This window comes from Actinomadura sp. 3N407 (assembly GCF_052245875.1).
Taxonomy (GTDB): Bacteria; Actinomycetota; Actinomycetes; order Streptosporangiales; family Streptosporangiaceae; genus Spirillospora.
On the sequence record NZ_JBQQBP010000012.1, the window covers coordinates 143,197 to 165,856 of the forward strand.

29 protein-coding genes are annotated in these 22,660 nt (G+C 70.5%); 20 read left to right on the forward strand and 9 right to left on the reverse strand.

Features of this window, described 5'->3' with window-relative positions; genetic code table 11:
- Nucleotides 1-191: 191 nt before the first annotated feature.
- On the forward strand, nt 192-338 hold the full coding sequence (locus ACTWPP_RS28155) for a hypothetical protein (protein WP_443107400.1): 147 nt from the start codon (nt 192-194) through the stop codon (nt 336-338).
- A 359-nt stretch (nt 339-697) separates the two neighbouring features.
- On the opposite strand, the gene ACTWPP_RS28160 is transcribed toward ACTWPP_RS28155, so the two are convergent.
- The 6 genes from ACTWPP_RS28160 to ACTWPP_RS28185 all read right to left on the reverse strand — a co-directional run bounded on the left by ACTWPP_RS28160 (nt 698) and on the right by ACTWPP_RS28185 (nt 5,459).
- Nucleotides 698-1,114, reverse strand: coding sequence for a hypothetical protein (locus ACTWPP_RS28160; RefSeq protein WP_443107401.1), 417 nt, complete (start codon nt 1,112-1,114; stop codon nt 698-700).
- 38 nt (nt 1,115-1,152) lie between these two features.
- Nucleotides 1,153-2,433 (reverse strand): hypothetical protein, encoded by a 1,281-nt coding sequence (locus ACTWPP_RS28165; RefSeq protein WP_443107402.1) that lies wholly within the window; start codon nt 2,431-2,433, stop codon nt 1,153-1,155.
- On the reverse strand, nt 2,430-2,858 hold the full coding sequence (locus ACTWPP_RS28170) for a hypothetical protein (protein WP_443107403.1): 429 nt from the start codon (nt 2,856-2,858) through the stop codon (nt 2,430-2,432). Before ACTWPP_RS28170 ends, ACTWPP_RS28165 begins: the two co-directional genes overlap by 4 nt.
- 136 nt (nt 2,859-2,994) lie before the next feature.
- Nucleotides 2,995-3,837 (reverse strand): sugar phosphate nucleotidyltransferase, encoded by an 843-nt coding sequence (locus ACTWPP_RS28175; protein ID WP_443107404.1) that lies wholly within the window; start codon nt 3,835-3,837, stop codon nt 2,995-2,997.
- 8 nt (nt 3,838-3,845) lie between these two features.
- Nucleotides 3,846-4,679, reverse strand: a complete 834-nt coding sequence (locus tag ACTWPP_RS28180; RefSeq protein WP_443107405.1) for an integrase — start codon at nt 4,677-4,679, stop codon at nt 3,846-3,848.
- Nucleotides 4,680-4,685: 6 nt separating this feature from the next.
- Entirely contained in the window at nt 4,686-5,459 is a 774-nt protein-coding gene (locus tag ACTWPP_RS28185) for a sigma-70 family RNA polymerase sigma factor (RefSeq protein WP_443107406.1), read from the reverse strand.
- Nucleotides 5,460-5,657: 198 nt separating this feature from the next.
- Here ACTWPP_RS28185 and ACTWPP_RS28190 point away from each other — a divergent pair, with 198 nt between their 5' ends.
- Nucleotides 5,658-6,146 (forward strand): hypothetical protein, encoded by a 489-nt coding sequence (locus ACTWPP_RS28190; protein ID WP_443107407.1) that lies wholly within the window; start codon nt 5,658-5,660, stop codon nt 6,144-6,146.
- A gap of 18 nt (nt 6,147-6,164) precedes the next feature.
- Nucleotides 6,165-6,566 (forward strand): ATP-binding protein, encoded by a 402-nt coding sequence (locus ACTWPP_RS28195; RefSeq protein ID WP_443107408.1) that lies wholly within the window; start codon nt 6,165-6,167, stop codon nt 6,564-6,566.
- A gap of 88 nt (nt 6,567-6,654) precedes the next feature.
- Here ACTWPP_RS28195 and ACTWPP_RS28200 read toward each other — a convergent pair whose 3' ends face one another.
- A complete protein-coding gene (locus ACTWPP_RS28200) occupies nt 6,655-7,875 on the reverse strand; it encodes an RNA-guided endonuclease InsQ/TnpB family protein (RefSeq protein WP_443107409.1) in 1,221 nt (406 codons plus the stop codon).
- Nucleotides 7,872-8,438, reverse strand: a complete 567-nt coding sequence (locus ACTWPP_RS28205) for an IS607 family transposase (RefSeq protein WP_443107410.1) — start codon at nt 8,436-8,438, stop codon at nt 7,872-7,874. Before ACTWPP_RS28205 ends, ACTWPP_RS28200 begins: the two co-directional genes overlap by 4 nt.
- Before the next feature lie 84 nt (nt 8,439-8,522).
- On the opposite strand from ACTWPP_RS28205, the gene ACTWPP_RS28210 reads away from it, so the two are divergent.
- Entirely contained in the window at nt 8,523-9,104 is a 582-nt protein-coding gene (locus ACTWPP_RS28210; protein ID WP_443107411.1) for an NUDIX hydrolase, read from the forward strand.
- 330 nt (nt 9,105-9,434) lie between these two features.
- On the opposite strand, the gene ACTWPP_RS28215 is transcribed toward ACTWPP_RS28210, so the two are convergent.
- Nucleotides 9,435-9,635, reverse strand: a complete 201-nt coding sequence (locus ACTWPP_RS28215) for a hypothetical protein (protein ID WP_443107412.1) — start codon at nt 9,633-9,635, stop codon at nt 9,435-9,437.
- Between the two features lie 360 nt (nt 9,636-9,995).
- Between ACTWPP_RS28215 and ACTWPP_RS28220 the strand changes: the two genes are divergently transcribed.
- The 16 genes from ACTWPP_RS28220 (at nt 9,996) to ACTWPP_RS28295 (ending at nt 22,652) form a co-directional block, all read left to right on the forward strand.
- Entirely contained in the window at nt 9,996-10,328 is a 333-nt protein-coding gene (locus ACTWPP_RS28220) for a hypothetical protein (protein WP_443107413.1), read from the forward strand.
- Nucleotides 10,328-10,897 (forward strand): hypothetical protein, encoded by a 570-nt coding sequence (locus ACTWPP_RS28225; RefSeq protein WP_443107414.1) that lies wholly within the window; start codon nt 10,328-10,330, stop codon nt 10,895-10,897. Before ACTWPP_RS28220 ends, ACTWPP_RS28225 begins: the two co-directional genes overlap by 1 nt.
- Entirely contained in the window at nt 10,894-11,142 is a 249-nt protein-coding gene (locus ACTWPP_RS28230) for a hypothetical protein (protein ID WP_443107415.1), read from the forward strand. The genes ACTWPP_RS28225 and ACTWPP_RS28230 overlap by 4 nt, the downstream gene beginning before the upstream one ends.
- Nucleotides 11,139-12,107, forward strand: a complete 969-nt coding sequence (locus tag ACTWPP_RS28235) for a DNA cytosine methyltransferase (protein WP_443107416.1) — start codon at nt 11,139-11,141, stop codon at nt 12,105-12,107. The genes ACTWPP_RS28230 and ACTWPP_RS28235 overlap by 4 nt, the downstream gene beginning before the upstream one ends.
- On the forward strand, nt 12,104-12,565 hold the full coding sequence (locus tag ACTWPP_RS28240) for a DUF6248 family natural product biosynthesis protein (protein WP_443107417.1): 462 nt from the start codon (nt 12,104-12,106) through the stop codon (nt 12,563-12,565). The genes ACTWPP_RS28235 and ACTWPP_RS28240 overlap by 4 nt, the downstream gene beginning before the upstream one ends.
- Nucleotides 12,566-12,832: 267 nt before the next feature.
- Nucleotides 12,833-13,117, forward strand: coding sequence for a hypothetical protein (locus tag ACTWPP_RS28245; RefSeq protein WP_443107418.1), 285 nt, complete (start codon nt 12,833-12,835; stop codon nt 13,115-13,117).
- 3 nt (nt 13,118-13,120) lie between these two features.
- Nucleotides 13,121-14,371 carry a DUF4326 domain-containing protein gene (locus tag ACTWPP_RS28250; protein ID WP_443107419.1) on the forward strand — a complete coding sequence of 417 codons (1,251 nt, stop codon included), beginning with the start codon at nt 13,121-13,123 and terminating at the stop codon, nt 14,369-14,371.
- Between the two features lie 53 nt (nt 14,372-14,424).
- Entirely contained in the window at nt 14,425-14,832 is a 408-nt protein-coding gene (locus ACTWPP_RS28255; protein WP_443107420.1) for a hypothetical protein, read from the forward strand.
- Nucleotides 14,832-15,626: a hypothetical protein gene (locus tag ACTWPP_RS28260; protein WP_443107421.1), complete on the forward strand. Its 795-nt coding sequence runs from the start codon at nt 14,832-14,834 to the stop codon at nt 15,624-15,626. Before ACTWPP_RS28255 ends, ACTWPP_RS28260 begins: the two co-directional genes overlap by 1 nt.
- Nucleotides 15,626-16,861, forward strand: coding sequence for a DUF5131 family protein (locus ACTWPP_RS28265; protein ID WP_443107422.1), 1,236 nt, complete (start codon nt 15,626-15,628; stop codon nt 16,859-16,861). Before ACTWPP_RS28260 ends, ACTWPP_RS28265 begins: the two co-directional genes overlap by 1 nt.
- A 60-nt stretch (nt 16,862-16,921) precedes the next feature.
- Complete coding sequence (locus ACTWPP_RS28270; protein WP_443107424.1) at nt 16,922-17,698, forward strand: ParB/RepB/Spo0J family partition protein; 777 nt, start codon at nt 16,922-16,924, stop codon at nt 17,696-17,698.
- The gene (locus ACTWPP_RS28275) at nt 17,695-18,351 is read left to right on the forward strand and encodes a hypothetical protein (protein WP_443107425.1); all 657 of its coding nucleotides are present in this window, start codon (nt 17,695-17,697) and stop codon (nt 18,349-18,351) included. The genes ACTWPP_RS28270 and ACTWPP_RS28275 overlap by 4 nt, the downstream gene beginning before the upstream one ends.
- Entirely contained in the window at nt 18,344-19,267 is a 924-nt protein-coding gene (locus tag ACTWPP_RS28280) for a hypothetical protein (RefSeq protein ID WP_443107426.1), read from the forward strand. Before ACTWPP_RS28275 ends, ACTWPP_RS28280 begins: the two co-directional genes overlap by 8 nt.
- On the forward strand, nt 19,264-20,535 hold the full coding sequence (locus ACTWPP_RS28285) for an Eco57I restriction-modification methylase domain-containing protein (protein ID WP_443107427.1): 1,272 nt from the start codon (nt 19,264-19,266) through the stop codon (nt 20,533-20,535). The genes ACTWPP_RS28280 and ACTWPP_RS28285 overlap by 4 nt, the downstream gene beginning before the upstream one ends.
- Nucleotides 20,535-22,019 (forward strand): hypothetical protein, encoded by a 1,485-nt coding sequence (locus ACTWPP_RS28290; protein ID WP_443107428.1) that lies wholly within the window; start codon nt 20,535-20,537, stop codon nt 22,017-22,019. The genes ACTWPP_RS28285 and ACTWPP_RS28290 overlap by 1 nt, the downstream gene beginning before the upstream one ends.
- A 111-nt stretch (nt 22,020-22,130) precedes the next feature.
- Nucleotides 22,131-22,652 (forward strand): DEAD/DEAH box helicase family protein, encoded by a 522-nt coding sequence (locus tag ACTWPP_RS28295; protein WP_443107429.1) that lies wholly within the window; start codon nt 22,131-22,133, stop codon nt 22,650-22,652.
- Nucleotides 22,653-22,660 lie beyond the last annotated feature (8 nt).

The following is a 22,660-nucleotide window of genomic DNA, read 5'->3' on the forward strand; positions in this document are numbered from 1 at the left end:
TCCGCTGCCGCGCTTGTGGGCGCATCCGCGTTCACGTCCGGAACGCGAGAGGACGGATGACGCGCACCTGCACGGCCCCGTCCGATCGTGCGGGCGGTCCGCACGATCGCTGATGGGGCGCTGGAGCGGCTGGGGAGCATACTTCACGCCGTCCTTGTTGTGAGCGGGCTTGAGGGGCTCTTGAGGACGGTGTGGGGCTCGGTGATGCGGCCGAACCGGTGCCGACGCGGCACCTCTGGACGCTGTACCGGGCGCTGGCTACCGGCCCGATGCGGGTCGACCCCGGCATGCCCGCCGCAGTGCAGGCCGAGCCAGGCGAGCTGGAGGAGCTCGCGTAGCTGTCGCTGGCGTTTACGCGGATACAGCATGTGGACGGCCCTCCGCTTCGACTCAGCGGCGGCTCTGTCCCCGGGCTCGGACCCATCGGGATCCACAACGCCGAGCACTGGGCCCCGCTCCCCCGCCGACGTCGGCGCCCCCATCCGGATCCAGCACCGCGACCGCAAGCGCGTCGAACGTGCCATGCGCAGCTGGCTGAAGGGCGCCGGCAGCAAGTGACAGGGACCGAAAGCCCGGCCGGAACCACCTGGCCGGGCTCTCGCTCATCTGGCGGTGCCGCGTTGAAGCTGCTGGAGTCGTTCCCGGGGCGGCTCGGGGACGCCGCACACGGCCTGGTCAACGACGTTGGGGATGGTGGTCACAAGGTCGCGTCCGGCCCGTCGCCGGTGGGCGGGTCTACTGGGTCCTCGCGAGTCGCGGCGGGTTGCAGTGCCTGCTCGGCTTCCAGCCGCTCGTCGCAGAACGCGATCTTCACCGGGAGGGATGACAGCTCCTGATGGATGTCCCACTCAGATTGTAGGAAATCCCAGAAGTCCTGCCCCTCGACGATCGCCATGGCGACTGCGATGTTCTCCCAGTCGGCCAGATCGTCAGCGGCCTGGCAGAGGCGTTCCCACCGGTCGGCAAGCGGCTCCCCCCACCACATGTGGCTGAACATCAGCGGATGCTCGCACAGCACGCCCAGGGCGTAGCTGCGGGGCACGAGGCGCTCGTCTACGGCCCACCCCCAAAAGGCCAGGGCCTCGACGTAGGGGACGTCGCCGCGATTGCCCACCCCGCACCACCGAGGCGGCCGGTCACCCGAGTGCGGGATCATTCAAGCTCCTGCCCGTCACGGTTGGCCTCCCCGTTGTCGGGCTGGTGGTCCCAGACGCGCACGGGCCCGTCCAGCTTGAGGGGCGCGCCTTCGGGGCCGCGGATGGAGAACCCGACGATCTGGTCCTCGTGGTCGCATTCGCCGGCGGTGTGCTTGCGGGGGTTGAGGCAGGTGAACCGCCGGTACGGCGGGACCGGCCACCGGCAGGTGTAGACGGGCGCGCGGCGGCCGCTGGAGTCCGCCTCGTCCCGATCGCGGGCCCTGGACGGTGGGCGCAGAGGCGCGTGCACGTTGATGACGCGCACGGTGCCGTCGGCCACGCCGCGCCGGTCGTCGCGTTTGCGTCCGGCTCGGTTACGCGGGAACTCGTCGACCTCGGCGACCGGCCGTTTGCCGGACTGCTGGGTGATCAGCTGCCAGGCGGTGTAGACAACCTGGGCCCACTGCTGGGAGGTGTCGGCGCGCGGCCGCTCGGCGAACGGCGCACCGAAGGCCAGCACCATCTCGTTGTCCCACACCAAAGGGGCGGGCGCGTGCTGCTTCCACTGCGAGATCTGTCCGGCGGTGAGAATGTCGCCGTTGGGGGCGTGGGCGATGGCAGTGTCGGGCGGGAACAGCTCCCAGCGGTCCTCGCTGCAGGTGTAGAAGGTCAGCCACACCCCGCGCAAGTGCAGCGAGACCGGCGTCAGATCGCCTTCGCGGGCCTGGTGCCACCACCGCACCATGTGACCCGGGTCGCTGACGGTGATGGCCTGCGGGTCCCACAGCGACCAGGACACCGCAACGATCGGCGTGGTGACCGTCAGCCCTTCGCACGCGGGTTCCAGGTCCCCGACGCCGTGGCGCAGCACCTCGGCGACGTCCTGGACGTAGCCTCCGATCGGCGACTCGAACACCATCAACCCCGCCGGCGAGGGCAGTCGCCGCTGAAGCACCGGCTCGATCGGCGGCTTGGCGGCCACCGCGCACGCCAGCGCGGTCATGTCCGCCGACACGTGATACATCCGCGCCTCCGACAATCGCGCCAACTCCTGCCGGGCCAGCAACTGCGCGGCGATCGCGCCGGGCGTGTACTCCTGCGTCCCGTCGACGGTGGGCAGCATCGTGCACTGCCCGGCGTTGACCGACGCGCTCATCTGCCGCAGGAAGTCCTCGCTGCCGGTGTGCTCGAACAGCTTCAGCCGCCACTCGGGCAGCTCACGCGGATGCGGCGCCTTCCACGGCGGCGCCTCGGCCGCCGGGACCGCGCCGGGCGTCCTCTCGGTCTCGCTGCTCATTGCGGATGCATGGCGGTGACCGGGCCGTAGGCGGTTAGCAGGGACGGCGTGACGTACACACCGGCCGCGGCGCTGTCGTGCTCGTCGGGGTCGTGGTCGCGCATTCTCCAGTGATCGCGCTGCCCGCTGGTCCGGTCAGTGGCTTGGCGCTCCCAGACATCGCCGTCCAGATCGGAAACGGCGACGACGTCGGAAGGGATCTCCTCGCCGGGACCGAAGTGCGCTGCGCCCGGGGTCTGCTCGCGCCGGACGACGGCGACCAGGACGCGGGCGAGTGTCTCGGCATCCTCGACACCCGCGGCCTTCAAGGGACTGATCATGCTGGCCCACAGATGGGCGTCGTTGCGGGTCTGGGGCACAGGATCGCTCCGGTTCGATGTGACAGGGGGTATGTCGTCGTCGACCGTACTGACCAGCGGCGACATCCGAGGGGGGAACGTGCGACAGGAGTGGTGCTGTCTGGGTTGTTTCAGCGATCAGTACGCCAGCGACGCACCAACCACCCGGGGGGCTGGGCCGCTCTAATCCCGCCGGCCATGACGACCACCCATCGCCTGTCCCTCACAGGCCAGGGCCGGTGAGCCCGGTGATGCGCGCGGCGGCCAGGTTAGCGGACAGCAGTCCGGCGGGATCGCCGCAGTCGTGGTAGGTGCCGTGGATGGGATGGATGAGGGCGTCGTGGTCCTGGGCGAGGTCATGGATGGCGTCGGTGAGTTGGTACTCGCCGTTGCCGGCGGGTCGGACCTTGTCCAGGTAAGTACTGAATGAGCCGGGCAGGAGATAGCGGCTGATGTTCACGTGGGCGGTCGGACCGGTGTAGTCGGCGGGTTTCTCTTCGAGGTGGTCGAGGAGTGATAGCGGGCCGGGGCGTTCGATAAGCACGCCGTAGCGGTGGGCGTCGGCGCCGGGGACCGTGGCCGCAGCGATCGCTGCGGCCGTCCCGGCCGCAGCGCGGTGCTGGACGAGGTCGGCGAGGTCGGAACCGCCATCGTCGCGAAGGAGGACGTCGTCTCCGGACAGAAGCAGGAAATCGTCGTCGGCGACGAAGTCGCGGGCGACCATGGCGGGGATGGCTGTGCCGTAGCGGCCGTCACGGGGCTGTTCGAGGAAGGTGAAGTCGGCGAGGTCGTGTAGCCGTGCGATGGGCTCATACTTGTTGCCCCAACCCCGCTCATGGAAGTGGCGCTCGAGCTCGTGGTCGCGAGTGAAGTAGTGCCGGACCTGCAGGTCACCGGGTGCGGTGACGATGGCGATCTGTTCGGCACCGGCCGCGACGCAATCCTGAACGGCCAGATGAAGGACGGGCCGGTCCAGGATCGGGAGCATGCACTTGTTGAGGGTCTTGGCGACCGGGAAGAAGCGGGAACCGTAGCCGGCAACAGCGATAACGGCCTTGTTGATCATTCGCGGATTCACCATTCGGTGTCGATGTTGTCGATGCGGCAGTACGCGACTGTCGCGTCGTCGTAGGGCTTGGAGCGGGGGTAAGCGGCGCAGTCGGCGTCGGCGCGCTCGGCCCGGCGGACCCGCTTGAGCAACTCGGCCGGGCCGTCCTTATCAAGGGTGGTGAACACGTCGGTCCAGGTGTCGAGCCCGAACTGGACAGTGCGGGCGGCGCCGTCGGTGAGGACAGCGGCCTGCCGGACCTGCCCGGGCCGCAGGGAGCCGGTAACGGCGTAGCGGGCGGCCTCGGGCGAGGCGGAGGCGATCCAGTAGCCACCGTCGGTGTTGCGGAGGATCTGCCGCTCGCGGATCATCTCGCGGCGCAGGCCCTGGCGCTCGGCGGTGCCGGCCGGGGCGGCGAGGACAGACTGGGCGTGGCTGACGGCAGTGGCCTCAACCCGGTCGTCGTTGACGACCTTGACGCCCTCGTGGCGGGTGTCGAGCGCGATGACCGCGTCGGACAGGACGAGGTAGCCAACGTGACCGGTGGTGCGCAGGACCGCGACGGTCGCGGCGGGCGTACCCGGGTGGGTGAGGTCGCAGGTGTCAGAGTGGAGATTGGCGACTTCGGCGATGGTGTCGGCGAGAGCGTCGGCCAGTGACGTCAGCAGGTCGTCGGTCACTCGGCGCAGGAGCCTGCCGCCGAGTTGCCGCACGTACCAGCTGGTGCTGTGGATGCAGCCAGTGTCCATGCCGTTGGCGACGGAGACGCCGTCGAGGACGACGGCGGCTTGGCTGGTAGCGGCAACGAAATCCTCGTTGAGGGTCTTCAGACCCGGTCGGCTGGCGAAGGTGACGTCCATGATGGGCTAACTCCCGCGTCGGTAGATGGGCGAGGCCGATTCGGCCGAGGTGACTTTCAAGGTGTCGGGGTCGTACTCGCAGGCGACGATCATCGAGAAGCGGCGGGTCTTCACCTCGGCGTAGACCTCGGCGACCGCCTTCTCCAGGTAGGCGACGACGCCCTGGGTGCCGGTTGCGTGGACGCCTGCGATGCAGAGGAACGTGCCTTTCCCGTCGGGGCGCGGTAGCCGCCCGAAGTAGGCGAAGTCGTGGTGCTTGCCCTCGATGGTGTGCGGGCGAAATTCCTGCCCAGTGTGGAGATCTTTGATCGACCACCCTCCGGAGTCGTCCTGAATGAAGGCCACGCTGGGGTCTCCGCTGAGGATCTGCCCGACCATCGGGAACATGCGAGGCCCGGCCATCACGATCAGGTTGTCGCGATTCAGGTCGATGATGCCGGGAGGCGAGATCGGCTCTACTTCGACCTCGAGTTGGTAGGTAGCTGCGAGGTCGGTGAGTCGCTTGGACGCGTGCACCGTCGCCTCGGCGATGACCGGCTCGAGGCGACCTTCCTGCCGCTTGCGGGCCACTGCGACGGTGAGGCAGCTGTCGCCGAGGAACACGCGCTCGGGGCGTGGACCGGCCTGCGCGAGCTGGCCGATACGGCCGCGAGACAGACCGGCCACTGCGGCGATCTCCTTCTGGGTGAGGCCGTGGCCTTTGAGCTCGCCGAGGGTTTCGCGGCGGATCCGTGCCAGCTCGGTGGTGGCGTCTTGGAACGAGGCCAGGAGGGTGGTCACCTCCTTCAGCCGGACGCGGGGGTCGGAGATGTCACGGACATCTCTCACACGCTCGTCCAAGTTGCCTTCCTCTCCGGTCGTCGACTGCTGGCGCTACCTGAATGCTTAGTCCCCTAGCATCTACTCGCCTATGGGCCTTGACAAGGCCTACCGGGCCCGCGCTTACTTGATGCTAGCCCCCTAAGCAGAGGAGGACCAATGGGAGCTGCCGCCCCCAAACCCCGCCCCACCCTCAGCCACGACGAAGCGGTGTCGGTGGTCGCTGGCATTCAGGAGCTGATCTCGATGCTGCCGGCGCAGTGCGTGCCGGGCGCGGTGTATTCGTTCCTGGCCCGGGAGGTGGGGCAGGCCCGGCGCGCGACGAGCCCGGTGAAGATCGCGGTGGGTCTGTCGCAGGACGCGCGTCAGCTTCGTGCGGGCCTGGAGGGCTGGGACGGCAGCTACGACCGGTTGCTGCCCGCGTTGAGCCGCGCCACCGGCGCGCTCGCAGACGGGGTCGGTGCGGCCGCCGACATCGCGATCGCCAACGCCGAGGACCCGGCCGCCGCGGAGCGGTGGCAGGAAATGGCCGACCATGCAGCGGGCGCGTACGACGCGCTCGTGGCCGCGTCGAAACTTCTCAACCCCGCCTCCAACCCCATGCCGAACAACCCCATGCCGAACCCGACACCGCACGCGGTGGCGTAACGGACGGGAGCACGACCGATGACCACTCTGATCCGGCGGTATCCCGGCGACGCCGCGCAGGTGCCGCAGATCCGTGCGTGGACCGTGGAGCACGTACCGGCAGAGTTCGCTGACAACGCCGCGCTGGTCGTAACCGAAGCCGCGACGAACGCGTTGCGGCATTCGCGGTCCGGGCTGGTGGGCGGGACGGTGACGGTCTCGATTCGGGCGCTGCCGCACGGTGGTGTCCGCGTCGCCGTGACCGACGAGGGCGACACCGACGCGCCCGAGCCCGAGCCCGGCCGTCACGGCGGCTGGGGTCTTTCCCTTATTCACTCCCTCGTCCACGACTGCGGCCTGGCCGGTGGGCCGAACGGTCACACGTTCTGGGCGGACTTCACCAATCACCGTTCGGAGAATCTCAGTGATCCTCGTTCCTGATTCGCTGGCGTCTGCCCCGGCGGGCCGGGGACTTACATCGCCTCCACAGGCGTTTGACGTCTCCGGGGAACTGCCCGGCGACGTGCGGTCACGCGGCTTGCTGGTCTCGTTGCATGGCGGTCAGCAGGTTGCGTGCGGCGTTGACGTCACGGTTGTGGACGGTGCCGCAGCCGCACTGCCAGGTCCGGTCGGCGAGGGTGAGCGCCGCATTGACCGCCCCGCAGTCCCCGCACAGCCGGGACGAGGGGAACCACCGGTCGGCGGCCCACACCTCGGCCCCGTACCAGTCGGCCTTGTAGGCGACCTGGCGGTAGAACTCGCCGAACCCGAGATCAGCGATCGCGCGGGACAGGCGCCGGTTACGGGTCATGCCTGCCACGTTCAAGGTCTCCACCGCGATCGCTCGTTTGGTTCTCGCGAGCGTCGTGGTGGTCTTGTGCAGGAAGTCGGCGCGCTGGTGCGCGACGTCCAGGTGGAGCTTGGCGACACGGCGGGTGGCCTTGGCCCGGTTCGCCGACCCTTTAGCCGTGCGGGACAGCGCCTGGTTGGCGCGGCGGAGCTTGCGCAACGCGGCCTTGAGCGGCTTGGGGGCGTGGATATGGGTGACGGTGCCGTCGTCGTCCACGACCGTTGCGAACGTCTTCACCCCGACATCGATCCCGCACGCTGGAGCGTCCTGCGCGGCCTGCCGCGCGCGGTTGACCTCTGTGCGGTCGGTCTCGATCTGGAACGACACCCACCAGCGGCCCGCCTGCCCTTTCACCGTCGCGCCGATCACCCGCGCGGTGCCGTCGGCGATGCGGCCGGTGAGCCAGGTCATGTCTTCGCGGGTGCGGACCTTCCCGATCCCGGGCAGGTGAACGGCGCGGTGATGGGCGGGGCGGGCGCGGTCGGAGTCGTAGCGGAACCGGGAACCGTGCTTGCGTTTCCGCCACGAAGGGAACCCGACGCGTGCGCCTTTGCGCTTGCCGCTGCGGGAGTCGAAGAAGTTCTTGAACCCGGCGGCGCGGACCCGGCACGCCTCCTTGGGGATCCGCGACGACAGCCCCTCGGCGGCGAACCACGGGTACCGGTCGGCGTGCTCGGTGCGCCACAGCCGCTCCAGCGCCGGAGCCGACCACGGCACGGCGGTCAGTTCCCCGGCTGGGATGCCGTAGGACTGCTCGGCTTCCCGCTGGGCGAGGGCGGCCTTGACCTTCTCCAGGCAGAAGTTCTCCACCACCCGCGACAGACCCGCGTGCTGCCCCAGCCGGGCGGCCTGCGCCGGAGTCGGGGCCAACTCGATCCGGTAGCCCTGCCGGACGGTCACGCCGCCCCCGCCGCATCCAGGGCCGCCGCGGCGCGCCGCTTGGCCGAGCGCCGCCCGTACAGCCGCGCGCAGAACCAGGTGAGAACCTCGGTCATATCCCGCACCAGGTCGTCCTCGGCCTCGGTGTCATCGATCACCACGATCCGGCGGCCGGACGCCGCGAGCGCGGCGGACAGGTATTCCAACTCGAACCGGGTGAGGCGGTCGCGGTGCTCGACCACGATCACCCCGGCCGTCGGGTCGGCCAGAAGCCGGGCCAACTTCGGGCGCTTCCCGTTCAGCGCGGACCCGACCTCGGTCACGACCTCCGCGACCGGCAGGCCCATCCCGGTCGCTGCGGCCACGACCCGGCCCGCTTGCCGTTCCAGGTCGGGTTTCTGGTCGGCCGAGGACACCCGGCAGTACGCGACCGTGCGCGGCTCCTCGGCCGGGGCGGGTTCCAGGACCAGGTACCGGCCGGTCGCGGTCTTCACTACCGGGACCGGCATCTGCCCGTCCCGCGCCCACTTCCACGCGGTCTGGTAATGCACCCCGTTCCGCCGCGCCCACTCCGAAAGCTTCACCCACTGATCATCCCAGATGAAAACAGAGAAACACTGATGGTTCAGCTAACAGCCCCACCTGACGTGCCTGAAAGGACTGATCCGGTGCCTTCCCCCGCCCCCTCCCCCACGGTCCGCAAGCAATGCGACGGCCGCACCGTCGGCGTGATCATCACTGACCGGTGCGGACGTGTCCTGCTCGGCGACCGCGCCGACGGCGCCGGCGCGGCCCCTATCGCCGGGCACGTCTACGACACGCGCTCCAGCCCGGACGATGCTGCGCGGTCCGAGGTCCGGGAGGAGGTCGGCTTGTTCGTCACCGAACTGATCAAGGTGGCGGTCGAGTGGCGGCCGGACCGGTGCGCCCCTGGTGACGGCCCTTTGGGGGCGGGGCACCACTGGACGTTGTACCGGGCGCTGGCCACCGGCCGCATGCGCGTTGACCCCGGGCGGTACACCGCGACGCGGTGGGCTGGGCCCGCCGAGGTGGAGAATCTTGCGCAGCGGTCTTTGGCCTTCGCCCGCGGGCAGGTGACGGATGGGCAGTGGCGGGACCGGCCGGGGCTGGAGTTGGTGTGGGTGCGGTGGCTGGCGCTGACCCGGCTGCTGGTGACCGTGACGGCCGACGAGTTGGAGGAGATCGAGGCTGTTCTCGATGAGGGGGTTCGGGTGGGTGCCGGTGGGTAGCCGCTTGTCGCTTCGGAGTGGTTGTGGCCCGGGACCGGATGGTTCCGGGCCACTGCCGTTTGGTCAGGGGCTCACGCTTGACCCCTCGGTGCTTGACCGGTGCCCACCCCCGAGAGGTCGGTGAGCGGCCCGCGTCCTGGAAGGGAACATCACTGGTCACGCCTGATCGGCCACCAGCCGGCAAGGTTCTCGCTAACCTAGAAGCAAGGTGGTGTCGTGGCGTCGCCGATGGGGCGGCTCCTAGTAGCCGCCGAAGAACTGAAACATGTTCACCACGCCCGAAGGGCCCCGCAAGGGGCCCTTCGGTGTTTCCCGCCAACCATACGCTGCCTATTTACGGGTCTGGTCCTGGGCGTTGGTCGGCGACATCGCGGTTGCGCCGCGTGCGGCGGAGCCACCGTGCACGACCATGCGGCGCTCGCCGGTTCCGAGGGATCGGACCTCGTCGACGTGGTATCCGGCGCGGATCCACGCTGCGAGGATCACCTGGCCGGGTCCCCACTCGGGTGGCAGCTCCACGTAGACGCGCATCGGCCTCTCCCCCACTCGTCACCGTGGCGACGGGGAAGGGCCGCCCTGCTGCTGTCGGAGTCTATTGGCTGTGCGGCGGCGAGCTGGCCGATGGTATGCCCCTTTGGGGCCGGCCGCCGTGACGCGCGATCGCAGCGGTCAGGCATGGTCATCGGCCTGTCCGTCGTCTTGGTGATCATCGCCGCGGCAGCTGGTCCAGCAGCTGGGATTCGCTGTGTCCACGAGACCTTTAAAGCGTACACCGGTATTCCTATGCGGCCGGGTTACAGTAGGAGGGCGGTGGCCCCCTTGGGAGTGTCGCGGGAGGTGCCGCATCGAGGCGGGATCAGCGTTCCCGCCCCTTCAGGAAGGTGACCATTGATGCAGTTCGGAAAGCAGGCTTACAGCTGTGTCGGGTGCGGCCGCAGCTCGATGACGGCGGTGGGTGCGCGTACCCACGAAGACCGCTGTGGCCTCGCGGAGGATTTCCTCGCCGCCGCCGATGACGGGGCGGGCTTTGCGTTGCTGGAATCGTTCATCAGGCAGCTGAGGGAGACCGCGCAGGAGTTGGTCGCCAGCGGCAAGGTGCCTGAAGGGCAGGCCGCCAGTATCGCCGCGGCCGCCGACGCGGCGTGGGAGACGCTGTGGGATGCCGAGTCCCGCCGCTATCAGCAGGAACTGCGGGAGCTCGCTGCTGCCCGGCAGGGCGTGTGATGACCGGCGCCGGTGTGCAGCTCGACCTGTTCGGTGGCGACCCCGAGGTCTGTCGCCGGGTCGGCGGCCTGACTGCCCTGCGCGACGTCGTGCCCGAGGCGCTCGAGGCCGTTGTGCACCTGCGGGAATGGCGTTCCCGCGCGGGACTGAACGTGAGCCGGTCTGGAGCGTGGTGGTACGGCATCCGCCAGGACGGACTGCATTTCGAGCGAGTAGGCGAGCGATCGGGCCGTGGGTGGCCGCACAAGCTCACCTCTCGCCTCGCCTGGGACGAGCTGGCCGGCCTGATCGGCGCCGACCCGCGCCGACCCGCGATCGTCAGCTGGTCAGGGTCACTGGCCGAGCCGGCGTGGCGAGAGCGGATGCGGCCGCACGAGCTGTGGCCGGACCCGGAGGGGTGGCACCCGTCCTACATCACCGGGGACCACGCGCATCCCGGCTGGCCCGAGCGGATCGCGGCATGGCGGGCGGTGCAGGCGATGTGCACCGACGCGATCACCAAGCTGGAGGCAACACCGCGCCTTCGGCTGTCCGCGAGCACCTGGGGTGACGGGGTGAGCGTGCCGTGACGACCTCGTGTTGGTGGGGCGACCCGGCCGCCACCGACATCGCCGCCGAACCAGCCGCACCCGGACCGATCGACTTCTTCGGTCGGGACCTCGACCGGATGAACGCCATGCTCCACCAGCTCGGCGCCGTCCGCACTGACCCCGACGGGTTCACCTGGATTGACGAGACGAAGATCCCCACCGACCTGGCCTCCGCCTACCGCGGCCTGGCCCGGTACGGGTACGCGAACGGATTGATCGCATGATCCTCCTCACCTCCCCGCCGCTGGACCGGTGGACAGCGCGCCGCTCCGGCCTCCTGGTCCCCAACACCCAGGCCGAGCGGCACCCAAGGCCGGCGCCCAAGCCGATCGCGATCGACTTCTTCGCCGGCGGTGGCGGGTTCTCCCTCGGCTTCAAGGAGGCCGGCTGGCACGTCGCCGCCGCGGTCGAATGGGACCTGGCGGCCGCGGCCACCTACCTGTGCAACCTCGGCAGCCCGGACACCGTCGTCCATATCGACGAGCCCGACCGGATCATGAACTGGGAGAAGCTCCAGGGCGACGAGCAGCGCCGCTGGGTCAAGGCCGGCGCATCCGAAGGGTTCGGTCGCGCAGGGACCGGGTGGATCGCCAACTCCGATCACCGCAACTGCCGCGCGATCGACACCCACAGCGAGGTCGCCGGCGCGAACAAATGCGTGTCGTGCCACTGGGGCCCGGACCGCTGCGGGTGCGCGGTGTGCGTCGGCGCCGCACCGTGTGAGCACTTCTGGATCGCCGACGTCCGGAAGCTGACCGGCGGCGAGATCCTCACCGCGCTCGGCCTGGAGCGCGGTGAGGTCGGCGCTGTGATCGGCGGCCCGCCCTGTCAGGGGTTCTCCATGGCCGGTCGGCGCGACGTGATGGACCCGCGCAACAGCCTGGTGTTCGACTACGCCCGGCTGATCCTGGAGATCCACCCGCAGACGTTCGTGATGGAGAACGTCCCCGGCATCCTCGGCATGACCACGCCCGAGGGCCCACCGGTCGTGGACATGTTCTGCCGGATCCTCGCCGACGGCGGGTACTCCACGTACGAGGCGCTCAAGCGCGCGATGACCGGGACGCCCGGTAGCCGCGCCGGGGTCCGCGGGCAGCCCAAGCAGGCCACCGCGCAGGACGGCCAGGAGGACGGCCAGGAGGACGGCGACGAGCAGGCCCAGCTCGACATTTTCGAGGTCGAGGCATGACGGCGCCGATCATGTCGCCCGAGGCCGCCGCGTGGATCCGCGCGAATGCCTGGACGGCGCAGATGCGCGAGATGGATGACTCCTACCCGGACGGCCGTGGCTGTTTCCTCTACCGGATCAGCCCGTGCGAGATGCGCCGGTGCGGCGCCTGCGACATGGGTCGCTGCGACCGATGCATCTGCCAGGGCGAGACCAGCGGAGACCCTCGCTGGCCCCTGCGGTGGGACAGCCACGTCACCCTGGACGGCCGGGCAATCCTGCGCTTGTACGCGGTCGAGAGCCAGCGGTGCGCCGGGTGGGTCTGCACCTGTGCCTGCCGCAATCCCGCCGCCGAGCCAGCCGAGTCTCTCCCGCTCGCGGCCGGGCCGCCACCGCTTACCGAGGAACGCGCGTGCCGCCGCCACGAGCTCGCCCGTCTCCAGGGCGAGCAGCTCGACATCTTTGCGGAAGCGACGTGATCAGCCGCCTCTCCCCGTCCGAGCTGAGGTCATCGGCATCACCGGCGCGGGGTAGTTCCTCCCCCGCCGAATAGTGCACCTCACCGCTTCCCCATTGCATGACTGGAAGAGGCCCGGTTTAGTTCGGGCGTCTGGCGCTGTACTGCGGTAGGCGAGGGCGAACGACACACCGGATGCCGCCGCCAGCACCTGCATCAGAAGGTATATCGGTGTACACTCGGCAATGCGCCGGGTAAGCGACCCGGCTCCTTGTGAAGGAGTGTCCTGGTGACCATTCCGATGACCAGCCGTCCCATGCAGCCACCGTCGGCCACCCCGCCTGACGGGCAGGACGCCACCGACAGCCAGGACACCGTCGCCGCGATCACGGTCACGGTCACGCTGAACGCCGCCCCCGGCGCATCCCGCGGCGACGTCGCACATGCCCGGTCGGTGTACGCGTCGGCGCTGGCGCGGCTGCGCGGCGTGTTCGACGAGGCCGACGCCGCGGTCGCACACCGCGGCGACGACGTCCGTCTCACCCTGACCGTCCAGCACGCCACAGGGAAGTGACCGATGCCGCCGGCACCTGACCCGCACATCAGCGGCCACCCGCCGCGGATCCGGCGTACCCGCCGCGGCTACTTCACCGCCGCCGGTGACCGCTACACCGGGCCCGTCCGGTACGCCGGCCGCCCCACCGTCCTGGGCAACCCGTTCCGCCCCCAGCAGATGATCGACGCCGGGTACACCAATGACCCCCGCACGGCCCACATCCTCGCTGTCGCCGCGTTCCGGTCCTGGCTGACCAACCCCGCGTCACGGTGGTGGACCGGGCCCGACGCGGACGCCCGCCGCGCCGTCTTGTGGTCCGCACTCCCCCACCTGGCCCAGATCCCGCTGGCGTGCTGGTGCCGCCCCACCACCACCGAGGCGTGGTGGCCGTGCCACGTCGACGTGCTACTGGAGTTGGCCAACCCCACCCGGCCCCTGCCCGCTACGATCGCCGCGCTGATCCCCGATGTGCGGACCCCCGCGCCGCAACTCACCCACGCCATCGCAGTCTCCGTCGAGGCGACACCGGACCATCTGACGGACGTGTTCGGGCCGTTCTGGCGGCAGCTCGCGCCGGCCACGCTGTGCGGCCGCCCCTTCAGAGATGCCGGATTCCCCAGCCAGGGCGGCGAGCAACTGGACCTTGTGACCTGCCCCCGCTGTGTCCGCTCCCCCACCTGGATGGCGCGGCGGGACCCGCTCGCCGGACAGCTGATGGTGCTGCGCCGCAACGGTGCCCGCACCCCGGTCACCGTGCTCGGCTGGGAACCTCCCACCCGGACGTCCGCCCCGGCGCGGCGGCAACTGCCCCGCGCGCCCTACCCGGTCGGGGCCCTCCGCGACGTCGCCGTCACCACCGGCGACGGGAACACTCTGACCGTGCCGTGGACGGCGCTGCGGCGGCCCCGCATCATCGGCGCCCGAGGCGGCCCCCGAGTCGCCGCGCAACCCTGGCCAGCGACCTGCGTCCTGCAGGGCGGCGAGAACGGCATGGTGTTCACCCCGGACGGGTCCTACGAGACCGCTTACGTGGAGGCGTTCCCCGCCTCCCCCGCCACGTTCCTGCGCGGGGAAGGCGCCGCGTTCCCCGACGCAGAGGCAGACGCGTGGCGCCGCTTCCAGGCTTTCACCCGCTGCCGGCACACCACACCGGTCGATACCCGCGGCCGCCGCAACGGATACGGCATCTGCCCAGGCTGCGGTGCCGGGTTCAGCGCCCAAACCCAGATCGTCATCGCGGCGCTCACAGCACGGGAAGGCGCAGCGCAGTGAGCGGCACCGCCGAATGGGGGCGAGCGGCTCGACCGCGCCGCCACCAGGACGGGGTGACTGCCACCGGCCGCACCACCGGGTTCCACCCGGTGCCGCCCCACTTTGCGCACACCGCCTACGGCGTGCAGCTCGACTGGTTCGGCGAGAACGGCCACATGATCGCCCACGGGCATGTGGCGGCGCTGCGGTTCATCGCCGCATGCAACCGGATCTGTCGCACCACCACCGGCCGTGCCCTCACCGACGGGCTCCCCTGGATCGTCGCTGACTGGACCCGCCGCGTCACCCACAGCTGGGTGGTGCGGCTCCCCAAATGCATCTGCCTCGCACCCCCCGCCGGGCTCAGAGAGTGCCCCGACCACGACACCGACCCCAACCCCGACGTGTGGTGGCTACGCCGCAGCGCCGACATCACCGCCACCACACCCGGAGCGTTGCCCGTCACGATCGGAGAGTTCTGATGTCCGACACCCAACCCGCGCTGGAGCCCGCCCCTCCAGGCGACGCCACCACCAGTCCGGCAGCGGAGTACCTACTCGCCGCGCCCGGGCTCGGGGCGCGGGACTGCCACGCCGTCACCCGTACCGCCGCCGCCCAGGCCCTCAGCGACCGCGCCATCGTGCCCGGCCGCGCCGCCCCGCCCTGCGGTGGGCCCCTCGCCCGGGTCCTCCTGCAGCCCGTCCGCTTCGCCCACGCCACCGCCCCGGCGTGGGCGCGGCTGTGCCCCACCTGCACCTGGCACGTCGCCACGCACTCCGCATCCCGCGCGGCCGCCCCGGACCGCGACCTCCTCGAAGCCGAGCTGGCCGCGTGGGGGCCGCCCGCCGCGACCACGGCCGCGCTGCGACGCGAGCTCGGCGTCGACGCCGACCTGCCTGCCCGGATCTGCCGCGCCATCATCACCCGCAGCCTCACCGGCTACGCCGAGGAAATCACCGATCCGCGGATCGTGGCGCTGCTCGGCACCGTCACCGCGCACCGGCCCGAGCTGCTCGTGCCCGAGGAGTGCGGCGAGGACTCCAGCTGGTGCGGGCACCGGCCCGCCGAGTTGCCCGACTCCGCCGACTGGACCTGCGAGTTTCCCGCCGCGCAAGCGGCGTGCGGCGCGTGCAGCGTCATCGCCGGGCCGTGGGCCGGGGAATGGGAGGGCGACTTCGACATCGCCGTCGGCGCCCCCTGCGGCGTCCTGCACGCCGTCGCCGACCGGTACGGCGTCTCCCGCACCCAGCCCGCCACGTCCGGGAAGGAAGCGTGATGGCCGGCACCACGTCCATCGGATGGACCGACTCCACCCCCAACGTCCTCACCCACCGCTGCAAACCCGTCGCCGATGAATGCGATCGCTGTTACGCCCAAACCCACACAAACCGGTTCGAGGGAGCCGGAGCGTTCACTTCCGAGCCGCCCGCCCTCGTCCGTCCGAAGCTGCTGCTGCCGTGGCTGGACCCCGGCGTCCGCGGCGGTCAGCGCGCATTCCTGTCCTCCATGAGCGACCCCGGCCACCCCGGTATCGGCGTCGACGACCTCGCGCTCATCTTCGCGATGATGGCCGCCGACCAGACCAACGACTGGCAGGTCCTCACCAAACGCCCGCACGTGCTGGAGCGGCGCCTCAACCACCCCGCGTTCCCGCAGAAAGTCCGCCACCTCATCCCCACCCTGGTCGACATGCTCGCCGACACCCGCTCCGGGCGCCTGTCGAAGATCCGCCGCGACGGCATTGACCGGATCCGCGCCGCGCAGGCCGCGTTCACCTGGCCGCTGCCGAACGTGTGGATTGGGGTGTCGGCCGGATCGCAAGCCTCGGCGGACAAGTTCGTCCCCGTCCTGATGAGGGTCCCCGCGCAGGTCCGGTTCATCTCCGTGGAGCCGATGATCGGGCCGGTCGACCTCACCCGCATCGCCGCCGGCTCCCAGCAGCAGCCGGACATGGTGTGGGATGTGCTGGGCCGCCGCTACGGCGTCCCAGGGCGCTGGCAGTCCCCCATGTCCACCGGGGTCGACTGGGTCATCTTCGGCGGCGAGTCCGGGCACGGCGCCCGCCCCATGCACATCACCTGGCTCACCGACGGGATCGAACAGGCCCAGCACGCCGGCGTCCCCGTCTTCTTTAAGCAATGGGGTGCGTGGGCGCCCGCGCCGTGGCACATCCCCATCGACCCCGCCATCATCCGGCGCGGCGGCGAGCAGCTCGCCGTGGCGAAGGCGGCGGCGGAGAAGAGCGGCGCGACCCACACCTACTCCGCCGACGCGCACCTGCACGGCCACCCGCTCCACCGGCCGCCACACAAGCCGTGGAGCATCGAGCGGACGACCCTGCCGCCGGGGCAGGCGGCAGTTCGCAGGTATGCCGGGCATCACGCAGGCAACCTCCTTAACGGTGTAAGGCTGGAGGAGTTTCCAGACAGCCACCGCCTCCACCAACCCCACCGCGCCACCGCCACCCGGCAGCGCGGCGAGCTGAACGCCGTGGCGGCCGGCCGTACCTGACAATCCCCCTCCCCTCGTCTCTTTGGGTCAGCGGCCCAAATCCTCGAAGGAGCCCACGTCATGCCCAGCTCGATGGTCGACATCGACCTGATCCATCCGCACCCGGCCAACATCCGGGAAGACACCACCTCTCCCGCGTACCGCGCCGAGATCGCCGAACTCGCCGACTCGATCCGGTCCCACGGAATCCTGGAGCGGATCGTGGTGCAGCCACACCCGAACCGCCGCGGGCACCTCCAGCTCATCGCCGGGGAGCGGCGCCTGGAAGCCGCGCGCCTCGCCGGCCGGACCGGCGTCGAGATCGACATCCGCTACGGCCTATCCGACACCGACGTGCTGGTGCTGATGCTGATCGAGAACTGCCAGCGCCGGCAGCTCACCCCGATGGAGAAGGCCGAGGCGCTGGAGGCGCTGGTCCATCGCGGCATGACTGCGTCCGAGATCGCCAAACAGACCGGTTTCCCGCTGGGCAGCGTGTCGTACCACCTGACGCTCCTGCAGCTGGACCAGACGTCCCGCGAAAAGGTCCACGCCGGCGAGCTGACCGCTTCGGAGGCCGTGGATGCCGTCCGCCGCACCCGCCGCACCGAGCGCCGCAAGCGGGGGTCGACGGCGACGTGGAAGTGGGAACCCGACCACCTGGCGTCTGAGCACCCACTCGCGGGCAAGGCCAAGACGCTGTGCGAGTCCCGCAAGCACAACACGCGGCGGCGGGTGGGGAAGACCGCGTGCGGAGCGTGCTGGGAGGACACGATCCGCGCCGACGAACGCGCCAAGATCCTCGCCGAACTGGCGACCGACGAGCAGGGCAAGACCGGTGCGGAGGTGGCTGCATGACCAGCCCTGCCCAGCGCCCGTCCAGGACCGCGACTCACCCCGACCCGGGCCAGGAGGCTCCCGCCATGACCAGCACCCTCCAAGGCACCGCGGCCGCGGGCGTGCGGCTGGTGCGGCCTCCTCTGCGCCGCCCGCAGATCCGCGGCCTGTCGGTGCAGCAGCCGTTCGCGTTCGCGATCACGTACGGCGGCAAGGACATCGAGAACCGCACCAACATCCGTAACTGGCGCGGTTGGACCGCGATCCACGCGAGCCTGAAGCCGTACCCGAACTACGACGACCAGGTCGACATGGTCGTCGAGCTGTCCGGCCTGGACGCGGCCGTCGTCCGTGCCGGCGGCCAGGTCCGCGGGAAGATCGTCGCGGTGGCGCGGCTCATCGGGTCGCACGGCTCCCACGCCTGCGTCCGCACCGGGCGGCTCGCGCACCTGCACCCCGAAGGCCGCTACACCTGCTCGAAATGGGCGACTGGCCGCAACGGCGGCACGATCCACCTGACCTTCGCCGACGTGATGCCGCTCGCCGAGCCGGTGCCGTGCCGGGGCGCGTTGATGTTCTGGCAAGTCCCGCCGCTCGTGCTCGACCAGGTCGTCACGCAGCTGCCCGGCGGGGTCCTGCCGCCCCTGCCCGGCACGGGGACCACTGATGCGTGAGCGGGCGGCGGGTGACCAGATGGCGATCGCGACGCCGGCGTCGAAGATGAGCACGGCCGAACTGCTTGCCGCGCTCCGCGCCCACTACAACCCGGCCGCAGCCAAGGACCGTGACCGGCGTGGCGACACCGACCCCGAACTGCTCATCGAGGAAGTCGCCGCACCCGGCAGCAGCCGCCGCTGCGACCTGATGCGGATCGGGGTGTGGCCATCGCGTGGGCAGCACATCGTCGTCCACGAACTGAAGGTGTCCCGGTCGGACTGGCTGAAGGAACTCGACGACCCTGCCAAAGCCGAGGCGTGGTGGCCGTACTGCCACCAGTTCTGGGTCGTCGCCCCAGCCGGGCTTATCGACCCGGCCGAGGTCCCGGACCGGTGGGGGCTGATGGTGCCACCCACCAACCGCAGGCACCGCCGGTTCCGGGTCGCCAAGTCGGCACCAACGAAAACCCCCGAGATCAGCATCGAGCTGCTGATCGAGATCGTGCGGCGGGTCGACAACGCCCGCCTCACCCAGATCATCGAGTTGAACCGGAAACGGGACGTCCTGGTCCGTGAACAAGTCACCGCCCGGCTGAAGGAACGGCAGCGCGAGGCCGCGTCCCGGCACACCGACCCCGATACCGCCGAACGCCTGGAGCTTCTTACCCGGCTCGAGGCCGGGCTCGGGGCGACTCTGTCTCTGTGGGCGCCGCCGCGGCCCCATCGGGCGGCCCTGTCCACGATGTCGGTCGACGAGGTCGGGACCGCGTTCGCCGAGTACACCCGCGACCATGTCGTCCTGCAGCGCCGCGCCGCAGAAGTGGACCGCGTGACCCGCCGCCTCCACCAAACCGTCTCCCGCGCCGCCGCCGACCTGGACCACCTCACCGGACGTGAGGACGGCGCGACCACCGGGCCGGGTGACCGGTCGTGACAGTTGAGGAGCAGCAGGTCGCCCGGTCGGTGGTGAACCGGGTCGCCGATGCCCGCGGTCTGGACGCCCCGTGGCCCGACGACGACGTGGAACTGCCGGAATGGGTCGCCGACGCACTGGCCGACGGGGACCTGGCCAGCTGGGGGGCTGCCGAGCTCGGCGCGATCCGGGAAGGGCTGGCCTCCGACGAGGACCGCGCGGACGGCGGGATCTGGTACACCCCGACCACGCTGGCCGCCGAGATCGCCCGGTTCGCGCTGTCGATCACCTCCTATCCGGCCGGGTACGACGCCCCCGGCTATACCTTGCGGGTCCTGACCTTGGATCCCGCGTGCGGATCGGGGATCTTCCTCATCGCCGCGGCCCGCGACATCGCCGTCCGGTACGCCGCTGCCAGCACTGGCCTCACGCCGCCACCGGCATGGGCGGTGCATGCGGTCATGCCGACCGTCCTGACCCAGTGCGTGTACGGGGTCGATGTCGACCCTGTCGCAGTGGATCTGGCGCGCGCAGCGTGCTGGCTGGAAACCGGCGGTGCCGCCGACTTCCAATTCATGGACGAAAACATCATCGTCGGCGACCCCCTCACCGACGAGATTCCCAAGCGCCTCGCGGACCGCCTCGAAGCCGACCCGGACCCGCTGTACATCCTGGGGAACCCGCCCTACCGCGACAACGCCAAGGGCGCGGCCCCGTGGATCGAGCAGCGCCGCAAGCCCGGCACCGAGGAACTCGTGCCGCGGCCGTCGATGGACGAGTTCCGGCTGCCGGGAAACGGGCGGATCGAGAGCAAGTTGTCCAACCTCGCTGCGTTCTTCTGGCGGTGGGCGACGTGGAAGGCGATGGAGGTCCGCGAGTACGCGGGGACGGTCGCGTTCATCACCCCGTCCGCGTACCTGACCTCGGAGGCGTACGCGGGGATGCGCCAGCACCTGCGCGTCACGGCGCGGGAGGGCTGGATCATCGACCTGTCCCCCGAAGGGCATCAGCCGCCGAAGGAGACACGGTTCTTCCCCGACGTGCAGACGCCGCTGGCCATCGGGGTCTTCACGACCCATTTCCGGGCCGCGCGGGCAGGGCAGGAGCCGCCCCCGCCACAGGCCCCGCCGGGAATGACCGAGCTGCAGTGGCGCGCCGCCACCGACCCCGCCTGGATCCGACGTTGGCTCATGAACGCGGTCGAAGCGGGCTCTGACATCGAAGGGCTCGCGGAAGAGACCGGGCTCTCCCTCGCCGCCGTCCGTGAACTCATCGGTGAGGAGCGGTGATGGAGCAGCCGACCGCGACCTTGGAAGAGGTCTTCGCGGCCGTCCCCACATGGGTCGAGAAAATCGCGGGTTGGGCACCGGAGGAACTCACCGCCGCATGCGAGGACATGGCTGACCTTATCGCTGGCGGCGCCGACCTGCTGTGGTACCGGACTGCGAAGCCGCGTCGGCGCCGCACGTCAGACACGCAGGATCAGCCGGACGACCCCACTCTCGCCGAGGTCGCCGAGGCGTTGGCGAAGGGACTTGCGGCTCTGGCTCTGGCGCCCGGCGGGGTCACCGCACTTGGCCGCCACTGGTGCACCGCCTCCCACCAGGACTGCCCCGGGCCCGGCGGCGGCATGGAGATGCGGGTGCCCGGACAGGCCGCGTCGGGCGCGGTCTACACTCCGCGATCCCTCGCTGAGCAGGTCACGGAAGGCGCGTTGGAGCCGCTGGTGTACGCACCCGGGCCTCTGCAGACCGGTGACCGTGCCAAGTGGCGGCTGAAGTCGTCCGCGGACATCGTTGCGCTCAACGTCGGTGACATCTCGGTGGGTGCCGGAGTGTTCCCATTGGCCGCAGTCCGGTATCTCGCCGACCGAGTGGTGGAGGCCTGGGCCACCGAGGGCGTCGATGGGGACCTGCTCACGGCGCGGCGGGCGGTGCTGCGGTGCGTGCACGGCGCGGACATCAACGCGCCCGCGGTACAGCTGGCGAAGGTGGCGCTGTGGCTGGTGACGTTCGACCGGGAGCAGCCGCATCTGCTGCTCGACCGGCAGTTCACCGTAGGGGATTCCCTGCTCGGCATCACCAATCTGCAACAGCTCGCCTGGATGCATTTGGAGGCCGAGCGCGGCAAGGACCTCCACGCCGGTGACCCGACGCTGGTGGCTTACCCCCGGCACGTGGCGACCTGCTCCACCGTCGCCACACGGCACCTGATGAAGATGAAGCAGCGGCAGCCCGGGTCGGTCGAAACGCTGATCGTACAGACGGCCACGGACCTCATCACCGAGATCGGCGGGCAATTCGCCGACCTGGTGACAGGCGCCTACCTCGCCGGTTCGACCGGCTCGACCGACAATGCGCGGGGCCGTTCACGCGACGCTCGGTGCATGGAGGCCGCGCGGCTGGCCGCCGCCACGTGGGTGCCGCCGGCCCCGGTGGACTGGTCTCCCGTGGAGCTGGCGATGCCGGTCGTGTACGCCGCCCAGCAGGCCGTGGCAGGGACCCTGGACGATCCCGATCCGGTCTGGCACATCGCTGACCCCACCACCGACCACCTGACCGATGGCGCGTTTCTCAGCAGTGCACCGTCCCGGACCTGGTTTATGTGCGCCCGCCTCGCCGACGTCGCCGACGTCGTCTGCACCCGCCGGACCCCTGACGAGGTGTGCGCGGAATGCCGCGACGCGGTCGCACACATCAACGCGCTGCTCGGCTCCTACCTGCGGCACGCCGCCGAGGGCCTGCGAGCGGTGTTCGCCGCTCAGGGCACCTGATGGTGCGGCGCCCGAACTGGCGCGGGCCATCCACGCAGGCCTGCGTCACTCCCCCACACGACGAAAGCGCCGACCCCTGCGGTGGCGGCCACTCCCTGGAAAGGAAAACTCATGACCGCGCTGCTCGATGAGGTCAGATCCGCGGCGGAGGCGTGGACGGCAGGGCCTCAGCCGCGCCCGCACCAACAGAATGCGCTGGACGCCCTCGCCGCCGGGCACGCCGCCGGCCACGCCCGCATGCAGACGCGGATGGCGTGCGGCACCGGGAAGACGTTCGTGGGCCGCTGGCATGCCGCTGCGATAGCCGCCGACGTCACGCTGGTGCTGTGCCCGTCGCTGGCGCTGGTCGCACAGACACTGCGGGAATGGCGGCGCGCGTCCGGGCCGGCATTCGAGGCGCTGGTGGTGTGCTCGGACCCCTCAACGAGCGCTGGCGCCGCCGAACGCGGCGCCGTCGACGGACACCTAGGCAACACCTGGTGCCACCGGTGGTACCGGCTCGATGAGGCGCCGACGTACGGGCTTGCCGCGCTGATGGACCGGGAGCGCTGGCGCGGCTCGGGACGCTACATCCTCGACTGGGCTGCTTCCGAAACTGAGGGCCTTCACCTCGATGGCGGTGGTCCCACGTGACCGGACCG